This window comes from Hungatella sp. SB206 (assembly GCF_051132295.1).
Taxonomy (GTDB): domain Bacteria; phylum Bacillota; class Clostridia; order Lachnospirales; family Lachnospiraceae; genus Hungatella; species Hungatella effluvii.
Window position 1 is genome coordinate 2,150,686 of sequence record NZ_CP096603.1, and the last position, 19,312, is coordinate 2,169,997.

A 19,312-nucleotide genomic window follows, 5' to 3' on the forward strand; every position below is an offset into this window, starting at 1 on the left:
AATACCTGACAGAGGCATCACCGCAAAATGATACAGATGTTTTTGCAATGCGCAACAAAAAAATATATAATAATCAAAAGGAGAGAGGTTACAATGAAAAAAAGAACAGGTACAAAGGCATTATCGATTGCACTGGCCGCTGTGCTGTGCATGACAGGACTTGCAGGATGCGGGTCACAAACGCAGGAGACACAGGGAAGCACCGCGGCAAAGACAGAGGCGGGAGAGACTCCCGCGGAGTTAAAACCAGTGACGCTGAAGCTTTGGTCCTGCAGCGATAAGTATCAGGCGCAGGAGGAGGTACTGGACAAATTTTGCGAAACGTATAGAGACAAACTGAATATTGATAAGATAGAGTTCAATTACGTGCCGTTTGGCGATTACGAGGATAAGATGACCTCCCTTGTCGCAGGCGGAGATGATTTTGATGGAATGTATGTTTCTGACTGGATGCTCTATAATAAGATGTCCAACAAGGGCGGTCTGATGCCGTTAAATGATTTCATGCAGCAGTATGCGCCGTCACTCTATGCGACGTATCAGGAAAATGGCTCTATGACCGCATGCAGCATCGACGGCCAGCTGGTGGCCATGCCGTGGACGAAAAAGAAGAGCTCCAAAGCGATTCTTCTTTACCGGAAGGATCTGGCGGATCAGTACGGAGTCGATACCTCCAGGCTTGAGACGATCGAGGATCTGGATGCCATGCTGACAGAGGCCAAGGCAAAGGTACCGGATATTACGATATTCGAATCAGGTTTCCCGAGAGGTAATACATACAGCGATGTTCTGGCTGTACTTCATGCAAAATATGAAATGGATAACATGAATTATCACACCCTGACTTTTGATTTTAACGAAGAAAAGCCGGTACTTAAGGCTGTGGAAGAGACGACCATGTTTAAAGAGGCAGTCACCTGGATGAACAAGTGGTATAACGAGGGCATCGTATCGAAAAATGAGCTTTCCGAGACCGATACTAAGATGTTTGAGAACGGCAAGACATTTGCAAAGGTGGGACTTCACGAGAATGCCATGCAGGGCGTTGTATTCAACATTCCAAATGCAGAACTGGGATATGCAGAAATTTATCCGGACGGAAAGTACCGCTATGATTCCCCGTTAAACAATGCATTTGCAGTCAACAAGAATGCGGCCAACCCGGAACGGCTTCTGATGCTCCTGGAACTGTTAAACACGGATGAGGATGCATATGATTTATTCATGTATGGAATTGAGGGGGAAACATACGTAAAGGGCGAAGACGGCTCCATCCAGTATCCGGAAGGCCAGGATGCAGCAAATTCCACATTCCTGGGCTGGTTCTGCTGGCCGTTTGTCAGAGGCCAGTTTGATAAGCCATCGGGAATGATCACACCAAAGGCGCTGGAGATGGAAAATGAATGGCTTGAAAAGGACAGCCTTGTCGTATCTCCACTGACAGGCTTTAACCCTGACACAAGCAGCATCAAGACAGAGCTGGCGCAGAGAGACCAGTTATACGACGAGCAGGGCAAGCTGCTCCTGGCAGGCATTGTGGAAAATAATGATGTGGATGCAGCCGTCAATAAGTATATAGAGAGTCAGAAGGCGGCAGGACTCGATAAGATCCTGGAATTCATGCAGACGGAAGCAGATAAAATGACTGGGAAGTAAGCCGGAAGGGCAGATGATATGACCGGCGAACAAGCCGGAAAAGCAAATAAAAGGCGGGAGCGAAAAGTGGACAATCAATCATGGTCCGGTTTAACGCTCCCACTATTTTACTACAATGAAGATGCAATGGATTCGTCTATGAAATCGTATCCCAGCCCATACCACATATGTGGACCGTCGAAGGTGCGGTGGCGCACATGGCCGGCTTTGCCGAACAGGGAGTAGATTCTCTGGATTTTGTGGAACTGGCTAATGGGATCATCAATGCCTTTTGGCCCGTTCAGCACATCCTGGAGTCCATTTTCAAAGAACGCGGGCCGGGGAGCAATGAGAGAGGCGATGTCACACAGATCGAAATCACGCCACAGTCCGGGAACGAAATTGCAGGGGCATAAATGGGTTTCCAGGATACTTTCTTTTGCACTGTGTAAGTACCCGCTGATCACTGCAAGGCGGATTCGGTCGTCCATGGCGGCAAGCCACATGGTATAGAGACCGCCCCCGGAAAAGCCGCAGCAGCCGAGTCTCTCTGAATCGATCGTGGGAAGTGTCTCTGTATAATCGACGAGCCGCATCAGATCCCACAGGGCGAGACCGGCAAAGGTAAGTCCCAGGGCTTCCGCGGTCATGGTCAGATTTTTACAGGAAGAGCCAAGAGGATTCGGTAAGACATCGCCCAGGAAGGTACGATCCTCCATGGATACCGGCTCTAAGCGTTCTCCATATCCCGGGGGATCGGGGCAGAATACGGTATAGCCCATTTTGACCAGCTGAAGGCCGTAACTCTCCTTGGGATCGGCCGCCAGCTTTTCCCTGACTCCGGGAGCGGTGAGAACGCCAGCCACACTTTCCTTGCTGGCGCCGTGGGCCGGAATAGCGATCATGGCCTTATGGGGCCGGGAATCCGAAAGCCCGTTTGGAACCAGCATGTAAAAAGGCATGAAAACATCCGGCAGAGTCTGTATTTTCAGTTTATACCGGGTATATCCGTCCTCCTGAAAGGTACTTATGAGCTCTGCTTCCCTGCTGTACGGAGCAGAATCGGCAATAAACTGCTCCAGACGTGAAAGGCCGAGTAATTCCCGGAGACGGTCTCTGGATTTGTCCTTCCAGATTAGAAAGGAAGCGGCATCCGCTGCGGTGCAGGCGTATTTGGGAGGGGCGGATTCATAGATCTGCCGAAAAAATTGTTTATAAGAGTAAGTCATAATGATACCCCGCTTTCATAATAATGGTATTCGTGCTGCCATTTTCATTATAAAAGAAGATTCGGGAGCCTGAAAGTATAAAAACAGGGGATTGCGGCCGGGATTAGTTTTTGTAACAGAAAGAAACAGGAAGACTCCTGAAAAATGTGCATGGAAACCTAAAAAAAGCGGCACTCAAATTTTCAGGATATGGCTTATACTGACAGTAAAAAGAGAGAAGACAGTCAAAGGAGAGATGATATGGAAACATTTTATTCAGTAAAAGATTTTGGCGCGGCGGGGGACGGAAAAAGTCTGGACACGGAAGCGATTCAGGCGGCAATCAATCGGTGCAGCCAGGAGGGCGGCGGGTACGTTCTGCTGGAAAAGGGCGAATTCATCTCCGGAACATTGTATATGAAGTCGGGCGTCTATTTGATCGTGACGGCGTCGGCAAAGCTGACAGCAAGCGGTTCCATTGCCGCGTACGGGACGGACACTCATTACAACCGCTATGTCAACGAGCATGACATGGACCGCTGTTTCATCTACGCGGAGGAGGCGGAGAATTTCGGAATCATGGGGGAGGGGATCATCGACGGAAATGCGGAAAGCTTTCCGAATGAAGGAAGCATTTACCGGCCCATGATGATTCGTTTCCTGAGATGCCGCGATGTGAAGCTGAAGGGGATAAAGCTCTATCAGTCCGCCGCATGGACAACCGCATTTCTGGATAGTGAAAACATCTGGGTGGAAGATTTGGAGATCTGCAACGATAGGAGATACAATGGAGACGGCCTCGATTTCGACGGATGCAGAAATGTCTTTGTGGCACGGTGCAGGATATCCGGTACGGATGACAATCTCTGCCTTCAGGCGGGCAGCAGGGAGTACCCCGTGGAAAATGTCCACATATCGGACTGCCATTTTACCTCCATCTGTGCGGGAATCCGGATCGGCCTCAAATCCATCGGGGATATCCGAAATGTGACGGTCTCCGGCTGTACCTTCCAGAATGTATGGCGGGAGGGAATTAAGATCGAGTGCACCGAGGGCGGAAATATCTCGGATATCTGCATTCAGGGAAACATCATGCACAATGTGAGCAGGCCCGTCTTCATTCTGTTGAACAACCGCATGGAGGAGATCGGTTCCTCTGTGGAACTGAAGGAAATGCCGGAAATCGGAACGCTTAGGAGGGTAACCATTTCCGGGCTGACTGCAAGAGACGATGAAGAAATGGAAAAGATTCACTACCGTTTCCAGGACGATGTCATGGGGAGACCGGAATTCGGTGGAATCCGGGTGGATGCGAATAAGGATCATCCGATTGAAAATCTGGTGTTCCAGAACATCGACTATACGGCGATCGGAGGAGTCCGGCTGGATGAGATTCCGGAGGGATATCCGGAAGTACCGGACTATAAGGAGGGAGATACGGCAAAGTATAACAAGACAGGTGATAAGTCCGGTATCGGGCTGGATACGGGCAAAACGGAAGCCGCAGTGAGTGAAAACTATTATCCGGACTGGAGCCGGACCACCCATCTGGATATCCGGAATGTGAAAAATCTTATTCTGGCGCAGGTCATTCTTTCAACGGTGCATGAGGATGAACGGCCGAAGTATCTGGTGGAAGGATGCAGATGTCTGAAGGCAGAGATTTATGATTTGGATGGAATCGGTTATGAGAAATGAGCTGAATTTTCTGGCATTCTGGGCGGTTAATGATCGTCTGGAGCCGGAGCGAATGATGGGACAGTTGTCCGCCATGAAAGAAATGGGATTTCACGGGACGGTCTTTCATCCCAGATATTATCCGGGGATTCCGGCGTATATGAGTGAGGCGTATCTGGATCTTCTGTCCCGGCTGATCTTACACGCGAAGGAGATCGGCCTGCAGTTCTGGATATACGATGAAAACGGATGGCCGTCCGGATCGGCCGACGGCAGAGTGCTGGAACATTTTCCAGACAGCCGGTGCCGGTGGATGCAGTATGAAAACGGGCGTGTGGAGTGGCATGAGGTCCATCAGTTTAATACCTTTGACAGAGAGGAGATGAAGTATTTTGTCGGGACTGTTTATGACGGGTACAGGCTGGGGCTGCATCCGGAAGCATTCGATTACGTGACCGGATTTTTCAGTGATGAGGTGGGATTTCTCTACGGGCACGGCGTTTCCATAAAAAATGGAGGCGTTCCATGGTGCGAGGAGGCGGGGGAGCGATATGAAAAGCTCTATCACGAGGACGTTATGGAAAAACTGGAACTCCTTTTTGTGGAGAAGGAGGGATACCATCAGTTCCGGTATCGTTACTGGCAGATTCTTACTGATCTTCTGGCAGAATCATTTTACCAGAATTGTAACGACTGGTGTGTCCGGTACGGGAAACGGTATACGGCTCATTTGAAGGCAGAAGAAAATCTGTTCTTTCAAACCTCGTGCAGTGGTTCTGTCTGCTGGAATTTAAAGAATGTGAATGTTCCGGCAGTCGATGCGCTGGAACGGTATCCGGGCAACCACTACTATCCGGTAATTGCTTCCACCCTGGCAAAGCAGTTTTACGATGGAGAATCACTCGCGGAAGCCCTTGGAGGAAGCGGCTGGGGCTTAAGTCCCGAAAATCTGGAAAATTATGTGGACTGGCTGGCAGGAAGCGGAATCAATAACATGGTGTTTCATCTCTGGCAGTATAACCGGAGCAGCGCCTCCGTGAGGGACTGGCCTCCAAACATTCCGATGGGACTCACCTGGAGGGAGACGGCTCCGAAGGTCTTTGAACGGTTAAAGCAGCGCTGGAACGGAATTGTCGGCAGACACAACCATATACTGATCGTGGCACCGGCCCGGGGAGTTATGGCCTCATTCAATCCGGCTGATGCCATGGTGATCAACGAACACAACGGAGCCGGAACTCCGTCTGCAGAGAGCGGGAGAATTAGCACCGTGTTTGGTGAATTTGTAGAACAATGCTTTGAGATGGGAATGCAGTATGATGTGACGGAAGAGCGGATTGTGGAAACGTACGGAAGTGTGGAAGACGGCGTTCTTCAAATTGGAAATGTGGGATATGATATTGTAATCGAGGGGCGGGGGTGCTTCTGGGAGAAGGAGCAGATGATTCGAGATTTGTACGACAGTGCTATTCTGTACCGGCAGGATGACTTTTCCTGGAAGTTTGTACGCGCGGGGATCAACCAACTGCTTTTGGAAAATAAAGACAGCAGAATTCCGCTTTGGCAGCAGAAGCCGATCTGCGGAATGCAGGTGAGGATGCTCGATAATGCTAAAAACGTCCGGGTCATGGGAAGAGATTTACCTGTATCCCGCCGGGACGAGAACGGCTGGTATTACCGAATTCCGGATGATGTGGCGAGGAAGGCATTTGAGCGGAAGGAACTATGTATTTCCATCAGATCGGACGATGAAAAAGAACCGTTTGTCTTTCTGGAGGGCAGTTTCCTGGTGAAATGCAGTAGCCCGTATACAGAAAAAGACTACCGTCAAATGGTAACAGAAGGCGGATTTTATCTGGAGGAAATCGGGGGTGATATCTCCTGCCATGATTTACTGACGGCGGGGTTCCCGTTCTGTGGTTCAGCGGTAACCGTGGAATGTATGGCGGCTGCCGGTGAAGACGGCAGGATAAAGCTGGGGCATATCCATGGGGACTGCGCCAGAATATGGGTGGATAACAGGGAGTATGGCGTGATTTGGGGGCCGGCATGGGTGATTACCGGCCTTACAGAAGGAATACACAGGATTACGGCGGAACTCGTCCCAAGCACATTCAACAGCTACGGCCCGCATCACCATATGGAGGGGGACCGGCATGTGATCAGCCCGGCGCAGTATGAGGGCGTGAAGAATTTTGCAGATTCGGAAGAGCCACCGGTATGTACAAAGGTACCGCAATGGCATTTTAGAAAGTTTGGGATTGGAAGAGAGATATAAATGATGGTTATGAAAACTCCGGGACTGAGCGGCTGTTCAGTCCCGGAGTTTTATGTTGAAAAAATTGTGTTGGCTGTTGTTATTTCTATGGCATAGTCTAAAGTTGAGCGATTTCCAGATTCATCAGCGCCTGCTGCCGGAACGCCGCGTATTCCTCTGCGAGATTCTGAAGTGGTATTTTCCCGGCGGCATCGGTCCACAGGGTCATTTTGATATCCATTCCTTTGGCCTTCTTTTTCGTTGTCCAGATACCGATCACCTCCCCGCGGTAGACAACCGCTCCCGGGTTGGTCACAAGCTTCCAGATCTGTTTCTGAAGTGTTTTATCGGGTTGAAGGATCGCGCGGTCACGCTGGTCCAGGTAAGGATCGTGCCCTCCGAGCAGCAGGAGGTCCCTCTGCAAATCTTCCGGGTGATTCCCGGTAAAAGAGGCCGGAGCAAAGAGGCGTTCCCTGTCCTCTGACAGGATAAATGCCTTTTTTCCGAAGACTGTGACAGGCTCCATTTCTTCTGAAATGGTGTTCCACATACGCCGCGCCTGTTTGCCGGAGCAGCCCAGCCAGCTTGCAAACATATCGGCGGTCGCCGGTCCATAGCAATGCAGGTATTTTCGAACCAGCTTCTTTTCCGCATCACGATCCGGGGGGAGAGGGCTGCCTGTCCAGTTTTTAAATGAGGTAAACGTCGGGCTGATCCCATCCCGTTTTCCGAATACGACGAGCCCGTGAAACGCACACGGCCGAAGCAGAAAGGAGACAACGGCTCCGCCGACAGTCTGGACATCGGGGCTGCCGTACATGGAGGGCTGATTCCATAGCTCCTGTTTTTGGATGGGAATCAGAGGCGTCATCCACCCGGCCAGAGTCTGATCGAGGGCGCTCTTGCTGACGATGACGTGATCGTCCAGCTGTGGAATTACCTGTTTCAGTATTTCGAGCAGGCTGTCAAAATCCATCGGCAGGAAGTCGAGGGCCAGAGCGATTCCCTGCGTGTAAATCCATGGCTCCGGTTCATCCGGTATGAGCGCAGACAGAAAAGTACTGCTCTCCGAAACTGGAAACACGACCGGCGTGCCCCGGTAGCTCCATGCCTGCAGGAGCGTTTTCTGTTCATACAGCAGGTGTTCCATATCCGATAAGGTACAGTCCGGCGCCCGGTTAAAGAGTGCGGTTTCCCATGCTCCGGGCGGCGTGTTCTGCATACCGCACGCACCGGCCAGCCTGTCTGTTTCCGATTTCGAGTACACGGAATCCAGGTGATGGGAGCGAAGCCTGAAAATTCTGATCTGTTCAATACTCGGTTCTGTCATGGCTTTTTTCCTTTCCTTTCTTTATCCTTATAATACGTTAGAGGGAGGAAAAAAGCAAGATGAGGACAAAAAGTCAAAATCAGAACCTGTGAGTGAAGAATAAGGAAAAGGATGTATAAAAAGTGTACTCAATAGTTAAAAAATGCAGTTTCTTTTCCCTTCTCCTTCTGCTATTTTAATGATGAACCCAATGTTACACAAAAGCGGTGAACTCCCGGCAGAGACTTGGGCCGGAGCCGCAAAACAGAATGAGAACAGGAGAGAATAGTATGATAAGTCTGCAGGATAACGCCTGGATCGATGAGGCGGCAGAAAAAATTGTGAAAAAAATGGATCTGGTCAGTGAGCGGTCAAGGAATAAGATTCCCTACACGGCCAAAAACGGTGTTCATGATGACAGAAGCAGGGAAGATCAGACATTTTCGGCGGATGATGGGCTGAACTGGTGGTGCAACGGATTCTGGGCGGGCATGCTCTGGCAGATGTACCATGCGGCGGGAAATGAGAAGTATGCGGAAATCGCCCGGATTTCGGAGGAGAAGCTGGACCGGTGTTTCAGTGATTATTACGGGCTTCATCATGACGTCGGCTTCATGTTCCTGCCGAGTGCAGTGGCGGATTACCGTCTGACAGGGAACCCGGATTCGAGGAAACGGGGGCTGCACGCTGCCAATCTTCTGGCAGGCCGGTTCAATCCGGTGGGGAAATTTATCCGCGCCTGGAATGACATTCCGGGCAGCCAGGATGATACGAGAGGCTGGGCGATTATTGACTGCTTATTTAATATTCCGCTGCTGTATTGGGCCAGTGAAGAAACGAAGGATCCAAGGTTTGGGCAGATAGCCAAAATGCACGCAGATACGGTTATGGAAACATTTGTGAGACAGGATGGCTCGGTACGCCACATTGTGGAATTCGATCCGTTTACAGGGGAAATGGTGCGGGATTACGGCGGCCAGGGATATGGTCAGGGCTCTTCCTGGACGAGGGGACAGACGTGGGGACTGTACGGCTTCCTCATGAGCTATCGCCATACCGGAAAGCAGGAATACTTAGATACCGCGAAACGGATTGCCCATTATTTTATCGCCAATATCCCCGAAGACGGCCTGATTCCGGTGGATTTCAGGCAGCCTGCAGCGCCTTTGTGGTATGACGATACGGCCGCTGCGATCGCCGCCTGCGGCCTGCTGGAGATTGCAAAAGAAGTGGGAGACTTAGAAAAAGAGCTGTACGAGAGGGCCGCCCTTAAGCTTCTGCATGCATTATGCCGGGAACACTGTGATTTCAGCATGGACAGCGACTGCTTCCTGACAAAATGCACCGGTTCCTATCATAATGAAAAGGATCATGAAATGCCGATTATTTACGGGGACTATTTCTTTATAGAGGCAATGCTTAAGCTGAAGGGGCAGGACGTATTTCTGTGGTAGCAGGAGAGGAAAAGCAGATGGAAAAAATTGCGGAAGGCATTTATAAGATAACGTATCAGAAACCAGAACCATTTACGCCCGTTTCCATGAGGAAAAGTGAGATGGCGGACAGATCGCTTGAGCGGATCGGAAAGGGGAGGAAAGACGGAGCCGCAGTCCTGCCGTTTGAAGAGACGGAAATTCGGTTTGAACAGACAGCGCGCGGGATTACGGTGACGCTGCCCATGAAGACGGACGAGGACATCTACGGGTTTGGTCTTCAGCTGCTGAGTCTCAATGCAGCAGGCAGAAAACGATACGTTAAGGTGAATTCTGATCCCAGGATGGATACGGGAGAGAGCCATGCACCGGCTCCGTTTTACGTCTCGACGGCGGGATACGGGCTGTTGGTGGATACGTACCGGTACGCCACTTTTTATATGGGGACGAATACGGAAAAAGGGACATCTGCGGGCAAACGGGAGGTGAACATACCGCATCGGGAATTCAGTGAATCTGCGCTGTACGCATTCAAGCGGGCGAAGGAAGAACGGAAGGTCATTATTGAGATTCCGGCGGCGGGCGGTATCGATCTGTATTTCTTTGCCGGAGACGTGAAGGAAGCCGTGATGCGGTACAACCTGTTTTCGGGAGGCGGCTGTCTGCCGCCCATGTGGGGCCTCGGTATGTGGTACCGCGTCTACGGAGGCAGTGATGAGAACCATGTGAAGAAGCTGGCAAAAGGCTTCAGAGAGGATAAAATGCCGGTGGACGTGATTGGGATCGAACCGGGATGGCATTCACACTCGTATTCCTGTACGTATGAGTGGGGATATCTGTTTCCCAATCATCAGGAAATGGTGGATACCCTGAACCAGGATGGGTATCACGTGAATCTTTGGGAACATATTTTTGTCTATCCGGCTGCACCGTTTTATGAGAAGCTACTGGATTACAGCGGGGATTATGAGGTGTGGAACGGTCTGGTGCCGGATTTTGCGACGGAAGAGGCCCGCAATATATTTGCAGGCTGGCACGAAGAGCAGTTTATTCAAAATGGAATAGCCGGATTTAAGCTGGACGAGTGTGATAATTCGGATTTCAATCCCTCTAACTGGTCCTTTCCAGATTCCACAAAATTTCCTTCCGGTATGGACGGGGAACAGATGCATAATGCGGTGGGTGTGCTGTATCAGGAGTTGATTTTCAATGCATTTAAGAACAGGGGGATCCGGACGCTGTCTTCAGTCCGCTCTTCCGGGGCTCTCGCGGCACCGCTTCCGTTTGTCCTGTATTCCGATTTATACGGACACCGGGAATTTATCAGAGGAATGGTTACCGCCTCCTTTTCGGGCATGCTGTGGGCGCCCGAGGTGAGGGACTGCGCGAGTGGGGAAGATCTGTTAAGAAGAGTGGAGACGATCGTATTTTCGCCGCAGGCACTGCTAAACTGTTGGAGAATCCCGAATCCGCCGTGGGAACAGGTGTGTATAGAGAAGAATCTGCAAAACGAGGCGATGGAAGAACGGACGTTTTACATGGATGCCTGCCGGAAGCTGTTCGAACTGCGGATGTCATTGCTTCCATACCTGTACAGCGCTTTTGTGGAGTATCATGAGCTCGGAATACCGCCTGTCAGGGCCATGGCGATTGAGGACCCGGAGGATTATGAGGCACGAGGTATCGATGATCAGTATTTCTTCGGAAGGGACCTTCTGGTGTGTCCGCTGACCCTGGAAGATGGCGATTCGAGGGAGGTATACCTGCCGGCTGGGCTGTGGTATGGCTTTTTCGACGGTCAGCCCTATGAGGGCGGACGGAGATTTTCCGTACAGGCGAAAGAGGAGGAGATTCCTGTGTTTGTGAGAGACGGCGCCATAGTTCCCATGGCAGAACCGGTTCTCTGCGTCAGAGAAGATACGGTGTTTGAGATGACAATTCGTTCCTATGGACGGAAAGAGGGGGCGTATACCCTGTATGAAGACGACTTCACTTCCTTCCAGTATGAAAGTGAGGGAATGAGAGAAGTGGAGATATGGCGAGGCGGAGATGGTAAGATAGAAATTGCGGGTGGGGAGAATAGCCTGCGGTACCGGTTTAAGGGCAAGACAGAGTTCATTGGATAGATATTAGTAAAAGGGCCTTCTGTGCGGAATATGCAGCACAGAAGGCTGTTTTATATTTCATTGACTGAGCAGTTTTTAAAAATTCGGTTTAGAAGATAAGACTGAAGAAAGACCGGAAGTGCCGGTCCGAATACAATGAGCGGCAAAAAGCGGAAAAGGATGACGAGAGGCAGTGCCACATTTAAGATCAGCAGACAGAACGACCAGTGCAGATTTTGGGAGGCGATTCCCAGGGCGGCCCGAAAGGTACCGCCTATGGTATTGTTGAACTGCGCTGTCAGCGGCAGAAGGTAGACGGCAGCGAACAGGAAGAAAAGCAGAAAACCGGCGATGAGGAATGCCAGAAATCTAAGTGCCAGCAGCTCACTTTTTCCAAAATAGAAAAAGTCCGTACAGCAGACCGCGGATACAGCGGCAATGAAAAAAAAGAAAAAAGAGGCTTTGGGGAATCCGTTCCGGAAGGCATGAAAATATTCCCTGGTCAGATAGCCTTCTTCGTCCCTGACCAGGCGCAAGGTGGTGTAATAGAGCGCGCAGGTGGAGGCGCCGAGCGTAAAGAGCGGCAGGCTTGTAATCAGCCACAGAATATTGAGCCATAAAAGCTTTCCCAGTTTTGCGAGAAAACGGGTCATAGGATTGTCGTAAGAAAAGATGGAATTGAAATTCATGTTTCAGCCCTCCCTGTAATTGCTGCCATAATTATAGGATAAGAAGAAATATGAAACAAGCGGTTCGTTAACATTCGAAATCATATTGTTAAAAAGTGTACAGTGCAGCGCCAGATTATAAAATATACTGAAGCAGAACTTCATTAACTTTTCGGATTACCTTTCGGTGACAGATCTGTTAGGCTGTGAGGGTCAGATATTTGTGAGGACAAAACACATAAAAAACAATTGAAAGAAATGGAGATGACACGATGTTCAAAAATTTGCGTTTTGACGTAAAGCGTAACAAGTTCCTTCTTATTCTCTGTGCCCCTGCGATCCTGTGGTTTTGCATCTTTTCCTATGCTCCCCTCTGTGGTCTGGTGGTCGCCTTCCAGAAATACAGTCCGGCGAAGGGAATCTTTGGCAGTGAATTCGTCGGACTTAAGAATTTTGAGTTCTTCTTTGGATCCCAGTCTTTTTTTCGGATTACATTTAATACCCTGTTTCTGAATGCGTTATTCATACTCTCTACAATGGTATGCTCCATACTGATCGCGCTGGCGGTCTCTGAGGTGTCTAACAGGTGGTTTAAGAAAATATCGCAGTCCGTCATTCTGCTGCCCCACTTTATTTCCTGGACGGTTGTTGCCCTGCTCATGGAGGCATTTCTCAAAACAGACGGCGGCATCATTAACCGGTTCATTACGTTTCTGGGGTTCGATGTCATTCCTTTTTACCAGAGTCCCAGGGTATGGCCTGCACTGCTCACGTTTCTGCGTGTATGGCAGGGGGCCGGGTACGGTTCAATCGTCTATCTGGCTGCCATCACAGGTCTCGACCAGGAGATGTATGAGGCGGCAAGAGTCGATGGGGCGTCCCGTCTCCAGCGCATCCGATATCTGACCCTGCCGCTTCTTAAGAGCACGGCGGTTCTTCTTTTTATCATGAACGTGGGGAAGATTTTTAACGGAGATTTTGGTATGATCTATACCCTGGTAGGCAACAATTCGGTGCTGTATCCGACCACGGATGTCATCGATACATACGTGTATCGCCAGCTGGTGGAGGCCAATAATATGGGGATGTCCTCGGCGGTGGGGCTCTATCAGTCCATAATGGGCTTTGTTATGGTAATGATTACAAACTTTATAACGAAAAAAGCAGATCCGGAATCGGCGCTGTTTTGAGAGAGGAGAAATGAGATATGAGAAAAGTTAGAGAATCTAAGGGAGACAGAGCTCTTAATACGGCTTTTTACCTGTTTATCACGCTGTTTTCCGTGTTCTGTCTGATTCCGTTTCTGGTGGTGCTGGGCTCGTCTTTTACGGACGAGGTCACTCTGGTGAAAGAAGGATACAACATAATTCCAGCCAGATTTTCCGTGGCATCCTACAAGATGGTGGCGCAGGCATCGGACATTCTCTCTGCCTATAAGGTGACCGTCTTTACGACAACGGTGGGTACCATTCTCTCCATGCTCCTAACCTGTGGCGTGTCATATGCCATGAGTGTGAAGAAGTTGGCGATCCGGGGCGGTTTGGCTATGTTTATCTACTTTACCATGTTGTTTAACGGCGGTCTGGTAGCCAATTATCTGATGATTACGAAGATTCTGCATTTGAAAAACAGCATCTGGGTCCTGATACTTCCCAGCATGGTCAATGCATACAACTGTCTTTTGATGCGTAATTTTTTTAACGGTGTGCCGGCCTCTCTGGCAGAGTCTGCCAAAATTGACGGAGCAAACGACATTATGATTCTTTTTCGCATTATTCTTCCGGTATCTACGCCGGGAATTGCCACCATCGGCCTTTTTTACGCATTAAGCTATTGGAATGAGTGGTATAAGGTGCTTCTATACATATCCCAGGAGAAGCTGTATACCCTGCAGTATCTGATCATGTCGATCCTGAGAAAAGTAAATTATGCGAGCACGCTTCCGGCAACCGCACTGAATGCGCAGGAAACACTGCCGACATACGGGTTCCGAATGGCGGCAGTCGTTGTGACGATCGGTCCGATCATTTTCCTGTATCCGTTTTTACAGAAGTATTTTGTTCAGGGGCTGACGGTTGGTTCCGTCAAAGGTTAAGAGTGAAGCTTTCGATACTGTGTCGGTGTTAAATCCATGTTCTTTTTAAAGAAAGTAAAGAAGTAATTCTTCGTGGTAAATCCCATGCGGTCGCTGATATCCTGTGTTGATAAATCCGTGGTTGTCAGCAGGCCGCAGATTAAATCCAGTTTCTTTTGGTTGATATAAGAGGACAGGGAGATACCCGTTCTTTCCTTATAGATTCCCCTTAGATAATTGACAGATAACCCCACCTCATTGGCCAGGTAGATAACGGACAGATTGGGATCGTAAATGTGGGAATCGACCAGTGCCTCTACTTTGGCAATCAGACGCGCCTTTTCATCCGTACTGCTCATGGAAGCCTTTACGGCTGCGATGGCGTTGAGGCAGCGATCCTGGAACATGGCAGAAAATTCCACCAGGGTTCTGGAAAACATGGTGATATCATCCGGCTCCAGCGGGAGGGGCTCCAGCCCATTTGCATATTCAAATTCCTGAATGGCACAGTGAAGCATCATGAGATAAAGAACGACTCTGGGATAGTCGTAGTCCCGGATTCTGGCGAAAAACCCGTCCAGAGCAGCCGCTGTCTTATCAGGTGCAATATGCTTCATTCCGTTGATGATTTCCTTTTCTGAGTCCTCCGGATACCTCTGTCCTCCTTCTGATGCCAGAACCAGACTGCTATAAAAGTGAAGGGACCCGGGGCCGTCGATGAAACGGCGGTTTAAGGCGCTTTCTGCTTCAGACCGGGCGGAAGGCAGGTCATCCATATCATGGAGGACAGAACTTGCGCCGACGGAGAAGCTGATTTTAAAATGATGTGTAATGAAATCCTGGAGCTGCTCTAAGCAGTCCTTAAGAAGGATTTCATTGTATTCGTCAAAGTTCAGTACGTAAATCAGTTTGCTGAAGGATGATTCCATATGACAGAAGGTGTAGTGGCCGGTGAAGAGCTCATCGGCCACATTGCTTATGGCGTACATGAGGAGTTCCGTTTCGTAAGGCGTTTCCGTGGAATGCCCGACCTGATCCAGGCTCATGATCAGAATCATATAGTCTTTCCGGTCAAACATCATGGAAATCTCCGTATAGGCGGCCGGAGTGACGGCATTGGAGCTGCCCTGGATAAAATGAAGCAGATTTTTAAGCTTCCGGTCATTCTTATACGTTTTCATGCGCTGTTCCAGCGTGACATTTTTCTGGAGCATATTGGAATAAATCGAATTCAGCATGGTAAATTCATCCGGTGATCCGGTGGAATGCTCTTGGGCGTCCGGTTCAGGGAGCGCACTGATAACCGAATGCGTCAGGGTGTCGATTGGGCGGTATAAAATGATGCTGGCCATGCAGGAGATTACGAGGCATGCAGCCAGATACGCAAGCGACACAAAGAAGGTCACGGTCAGAAGGCCATTGGTGGTATCAATCAGCGAGTAGGGAACCTCTTTGATGGTTATAAGCCCGAGGCTGGATTCCCTGGAGAAACTTACCGTATACCGGCTGCCGTCCCTCCGATGAATTAAATGGCCCGAGCTTCTCGGATTCTCCTGAATCATGGAGAGCAGTTCTGGGTCTGAGTATTCGGAGGCAAACGGGAGACTGCCGCCGGAAGCCAGCACCTGGCCGGAACGGTTCAGAAGGGTGAGACCGCCGGTAGGAAGTGCCTCCGCATCGATATTAATCACCATGGCCCCCGCCTGATTGGAGTAATAGATCAGAGACCAGATCGGTTCTTCTTTTCCGGCACTGATTTCCTTCGAGTACCGGCTGTAGCTGTTGACCAGCCGCGGACTGAAGAGCACAGGGGAGAGGGAAGGCGTTCTGGCCGCCAAAATTCCCAAAAGTTCCTGATCGAAAAAGGTGTCCGTCGTATAAGCGCCGTGGTTGGTCAAAATATAGTCCGCATTAAAGTTGATAAAGTAAACGGAGTGGATATAACGGCTGCTGCTTTTTACGGACGAGAGTGTATCAATGGAATTGATCTTGGTATTCATATCGTAAGGCGGGCCGTAAAGCAGCCGGAGAACCTGGGCATTGTTGGATACCAGTGTTCCGGTATGGAGATAGACATCTTCCAGAATCTCGGAGATGGTCCGTTCAGTGCTCAAAACCTGGCTGTCGTTTACAGCCGTCATATTCTCTTTATACTTGGTGTTGATCATCGTTATGATAAAGAATAAAAACAGAAAAAACAGAGCACAGGACACGAAAATGCAGGTGAAGAAGGTCTTCCTGAAAAATCTGCTTTTTTTAAACCCTGCTGTTGCTTCCCGAAATGTTGTGAACATTTTGCCGCCTTCCTTCTACTGTAATAGGTGTTTCCCTTATTCTACAAAAAAGTGCGGTCCGTTTCAATGGAAAAGGCACATTTCATACCCGATTGAGGCATTTTATACCCATTGTATGCCCCTTTTAGCCAGGTATAAAAAGTACAAAAAACGAAACTGGTAAGTTTGAAAATTGAAATTTATGAGATGACGGTATATGTTTGGAATAACCCCGGTTGTGACAGATATCCGGGTCAAAAAAATGAGAGGGATGAGAATCATGGATAAGCGGCAGATATCCGTGCAGCTGGAATTAGAAAGGCCTGTGAAGACAGATAAGTGGGTGGTACCGATTCGGCTGACGGTAAATCTATCATCTTTTTTACCGGATGAACTGACCGGTACAGGAGTCATCGATTTAGGAAGTATCGCACTGTGCGAAAAGAAAAGCGGGAAGAGCGTGCCGTATCAGTTTTTTCCGGATCAGCAGGAATTGGGAGCGCGCAGAAAGGTACAGGGAATATCAATTGGACCCGCAGCAAGGATTTGCTGCAGGGCTGGCGTCCCGTTTGACAGCAGAGGCGAACTCGTGTTTTTCCCTTTAGCGGCTCGTTCAGTCTACCTCCTCACCTTTGACGTGATTTGTTCGGGGCAGGCGATGCAGTCCCCCTATTTCAATTACCACTATCTCGTGCTGGATGAGAGCAGCAGGCCGCTGCCCGCGCCGGTCTGGCATATGGAAGTGAGTCCGCTGTCTTCCAGAGATGGAGAGCTTCACGTCTGGCAGGAGGGAAAGCTGGTTGCCACATACCATTTTGGGGACGGAAAACAGGGGTATCTCTATCCGTTGTGTACCGTTGACGGAAGAAACGTAGTCTCGATCGGACGATCCGCCGACCCCACTGACAGCCACCGCCATCATAAAGGGCTTTGGTTTGGATGCCGTGATGTAAACGGAGTGAATTTCTGGGAGGAGGATGGCAGAGGGGTCATCCGGCACAAGAACTTTCCGCTTCTTAAAGGAGGCCCCCTGACAGCGGAGATACGGGAGGAACTGGAATGGATTCAGGAGAAAGAGGTGCTGCTTCAGGAACGGCGCAGCCTTACCTTCTATCGGGGGGATGAAAGCAGCAGACTGGTTGATGTGGAAATGCGGCTGGTTCCCACAAAGGACACGGTAATCGGCCGGAATCTCTTCGGCTTCATGGCCATGCGGGGCAATCCGGCTCTCGAGCCGTTATCGGGGGGCGGCTGCTTAATCAATGGAAATGGGGGGATCAGCGAGGAAGAGATACTGTGGAAACACAGTCCCTGGTGCTGTCTTGCCGGAAACCTTGTATCAGGCTGTAAACATGGCTTCGCCATTTTTGATCATCCGGGGAATCCGGGATATCCCGTGGCATGGCAGGCGCGGGACGACGGTTTTTTCGGACCGGCTTTAGCCTGTGACAAAGAAGTTTTTATGGCGAAAGATCAGGAGTTTTGCCTTCGTTACCGTATCCTGCTGTTTCAGGAGGCAGAAGACCGGTTTGAGGCCCTTGTGAAAGACACATGGGAGGGATACAGAAACGATACAACAGGAGTGTGGAGCAAAAACCATGCAGAAGAACAAACAGGAAGGAAAGAGGAATGATGGAAGAGGAAGTAAGAGTTGCCTTGATCGGATGCGGGGGGATATGCGGACCGCATCTGAGGGCCATGAAAAAAAGGCAGGAAGAGCGCGTGGCCGTTTTTTGCGATGTAGATGAGGAACGGGCCAGGAGGCGTTCACAGGAATACGGAGTCGGTATTCCTGACATTATGACCGATTACAGGAAGGTGCTGGAGAGACCGGACATCGACGCGGTGCATATACTGACGCCCCATTTCCTTCATCCGCAGATGATCAGAGAGGCTTTGGCTGCGGGAAAATATGTCCTTTGCGAAAAACCCATGGCTGTGACGAAAGCGGATGCGCGGATTCTGGCGGAGACTGAGGCCGATGCCAGACTGGGGTTTGTCTTTCAGAACCGCTATAATCCTGCGACGCGGGAGTGTGTAAGAATGGTACGGTCGGGAGAAATGGGAAAGATTCTGGGGCTGAAAGCAGACGTCTGCTGGAAGCGGGATAAAAACTATTATTCAGATGGTGACTGGAGAGGAACCTGGGAGATGGAAGGCGGCGGATCCCTGATCAATCAGGCGGTCCATACAATTGATTTGATGTATTGCCTGTGCGGACCATTTTCGCGGGTAAAAGGATGTATTTCACGGGAGCTTAATGCAGATTTTATCGAAGTTGAAGACAATTCCCATGCGGTGTTTCAGTTTAAAAATGGCTGTACCGGACTGCTTCATACGAGCAATAACTATGTGGAGGATTATCCGCCGACCATCGTCATAACCATGGAAAAAGGAAGGCTGGAACTGAGAGGAAACTCTCTCTGGAGAACAACCGGAGACGATGTGGAGATTCTCATAAAAGCGGCACCTGTAACCAATGGAGCAAAGGCGGTCTACGGCAACAGCCATGAGGCGCTGATAGCAGATTTCTACGGCTGTATGAGAGCGCAACAACCATTCTGGCTGAATGCCCGGGAAGCCTATCCCTCGATCTGGGCAGTTCTGTCTGTCTATGAGTCTTCCTTAAGCGGAAGATGGGTGGGTTATCATGAAACAGGCATAAAAGGATGA

The 19,312-nt window shown here is 49.8% G+C and carries 13 protein-coding genes; 9 read left to right on the forward strand and 4 right to left on the reverse strand.

Annotated features, from left to right (window positions below; translation table 11 throughout):
• Positions 1 to 93: 93 nt before the first annotated feature.
• The gene (locus M1L66_RS09330; protein ID WP_434692453.1) at positions 94 to 1,656 is read left to right on the forward strand and encodes an extracellular solute-binding protein; all 1,563 of its coding nucleotides are present in this window, start codon (positions 94 to 96) and stop codon (positions 1,654 to 1,656) included.
• Between the two features lie 110 nt (positions 1,657 to 1,766).
• Here M1L66_RS09330 and M1L66_RS09335 read toward each other — a convergent pair whose 3' ends face one another.
• Positions 1,767 to 2,864: an alpha/beta hydrolase family protein gene (locus M1L66_RS09335; RefSeq protein ID WP_187021883.1), complete on the reverse strand. Its 1,098-nt coding sequence runs from the start codon at positions 2,862 to 2,864 to the stop codon at positions 1,767 to 1,769.
• Between the two features lie 240 nt (positions 2,865 to 3,104).
• Between M1L66_RS09335 and M1L66_RS09340 the strand changes: the two genes are divergently transcribed.
• Entirely contained in the window at positions 3,105 to 4,541 is a 1,437-nt protein-coding gene (locus M1L66_RS09340; protein ID WP_434692456.1) for a glycoside hydrolase family 28 protein, read from the forward strand.
• Positions 4,510 to 6,798 carry a hypothetical protein gene (locus M1L66_RS09345; protein WP_434692458.1) on the forward strand — a complete coding sequence of 763 codons (2,289 nt, stop codon included), beginning with the start codon at positions 4,510 to 4,512 and terminating at the stop codon, positions 6,796 to 6,798. The genes M1L66_RS09340 and M1L66_RS09345 overlap by 32 nt, the downstream gene beginning before the upstream one ends.
• Positions 6,799 to 6,895: 97 nt before the next feature.
• On the opposite strand, the gene M1L66_RS09350 is transcribed toward M1L66_RS09345, so the two are convergent.
• Positions 6,896 to 8,107 (reverse strand): winged helix DNA-binding domain-containing protein, encoded by a 1,212-nt coding sequence (locus M1L66_RS09350; protein WP_434692460.1) that lies wholly within the window; start codon positions 8,105 to 8,107, stop codon positions 6,896 to 6,898.
• A gap of 269 nt (positions 8,108 to 8,376) precedes the next feature.
• Between M1L66_RS09350 and M1L66_RS09355 the strand changes: the two genes are divergently transcribed.
• Positions 8,377 to 9,540: a glycoside hydrolase family 88 protein gene (locus M1L66_RS09355; RefSeq protein WP_434692461.1), complete on the forward strand. Its 1,164-nt coding sequence runs from the start codon at positions 8,377 to 8,379 to the stop codon at positions 9,538 to 9,540.
• Between the two features lie 17 nt (positions 9,541 to 9,557).
• Positions 9,558 to 11,645, forward strand: a complete 2,088-nt coding sequence (locus M1L66_RS09360; protein WP_434692463.1) for a TIM-barrel domain-containing protein — start codon at positions 9,558 to 9,560, stop codon at positions 11,643 to 11,645.
• Positions 11,646 to 11,695: 50 nt separating this feature from the next.
• Here M1L66_RS09360 and M1L66_RS09365 read toward each other — a convergent pair whose 3' ends face one another.
• Positions 11,696 to 12,313 carry a YesL family protein gene (locus M1L66_RS09365; RefSeq protein WP_434692465.1) on the reverse strand — a complete coding sequence of 206 codons (618 nt, stop codon included), beginning with the start codon at positions 12,311 to 12,313 and terminating at the stop codon, positions 11,696 to 11,698.
• A 251-nt stretch (positions 12,314 to 12,564) separates the two neighbouring features.
• Here M1L66_RS09365 and M1L66_RS09370 point away from each other — a divergent pair, with 251 nt between their 5' ends.
• Both M1L66_RS09370 and M1L66_RS09375 read left to right on the forward strand, forming a co-directional pair.
• The gene (locus tag M1L66_RS09370) at positions 12,565 to 13,482 is read left to right on the forward strand and encodes an ABC transporter permease (protein ID WP_434692467.1); all 918 of its coding nucleotides are present in this window, start codon (positions 12,565 to 12,567) and stop codon (positions 13,480 to 13,482) included.
• Positions 13,483 to 13,499: 17 nt separating this feature from the next.
• On the forward strand, positions 13,500 to 14,387 hold the full coding sequence (locus tag M1L66_RS09375; protein ID WP_110321166.1) for a carbohydrate ABC transporter permease: 888 nt from the start codon (positions 13,500 to 13,502) through the stop codon (positions 14,385 to 14,387).
• Here M1L66_RS09375 and M1L66_RS09380 read toward each other — a convergent pair.
• Complete coding sequence (locus M1L66_RS09380; RefSeq protein ID WP_434692470.1) at positions 14,384 to 16,660, reverse strand: AraC family transcriptional regulator; 2,277 nt, start codon at positions 16,658 to 16,660, stop codon at positions 14,384 to 14,386. The genes M1L66_RS09375 and M1L66_RS09380 overlap by 4 nt on opposite strands.
• Before the next feature lie 196 nt (positions 16,661 to 16,856).
• Between M1L66_RS09380 and M1L66_RS09385 the strand changes: the two genes are divergently transcribed.
• Both M1L66_RS09385 and M1L66_RS09390 read left to right on the forward strand, forming a co-directional pair.
• The gene (locus tag M1L66_RS09385) at positions 16,857 to 18,272 is read left to right on the forward strand and encodes a PmoA family protein (protein WP_434692473.1); all 1,416 of its coding nucleotides are present in this window, start codon (positions 16,857 to 16,859) and stop codon (positions 18,270 to 18,272) included.
• Positions 18,269 to 19,312, forward strand: a complete 1,044-nt coding sequence (locus M1L66_RS09390) for a Gfo/Idh/MocA family protein (RefSeq protein WP_434692475.1) — start codon at positions 18,269 to 18,271, stop codon at positions 19,310 to 19,312. The genes M1L66_RS09385 and M1L66_RS09390 overlap by 4 nt, the downstream gene beginning before the upstream one ends.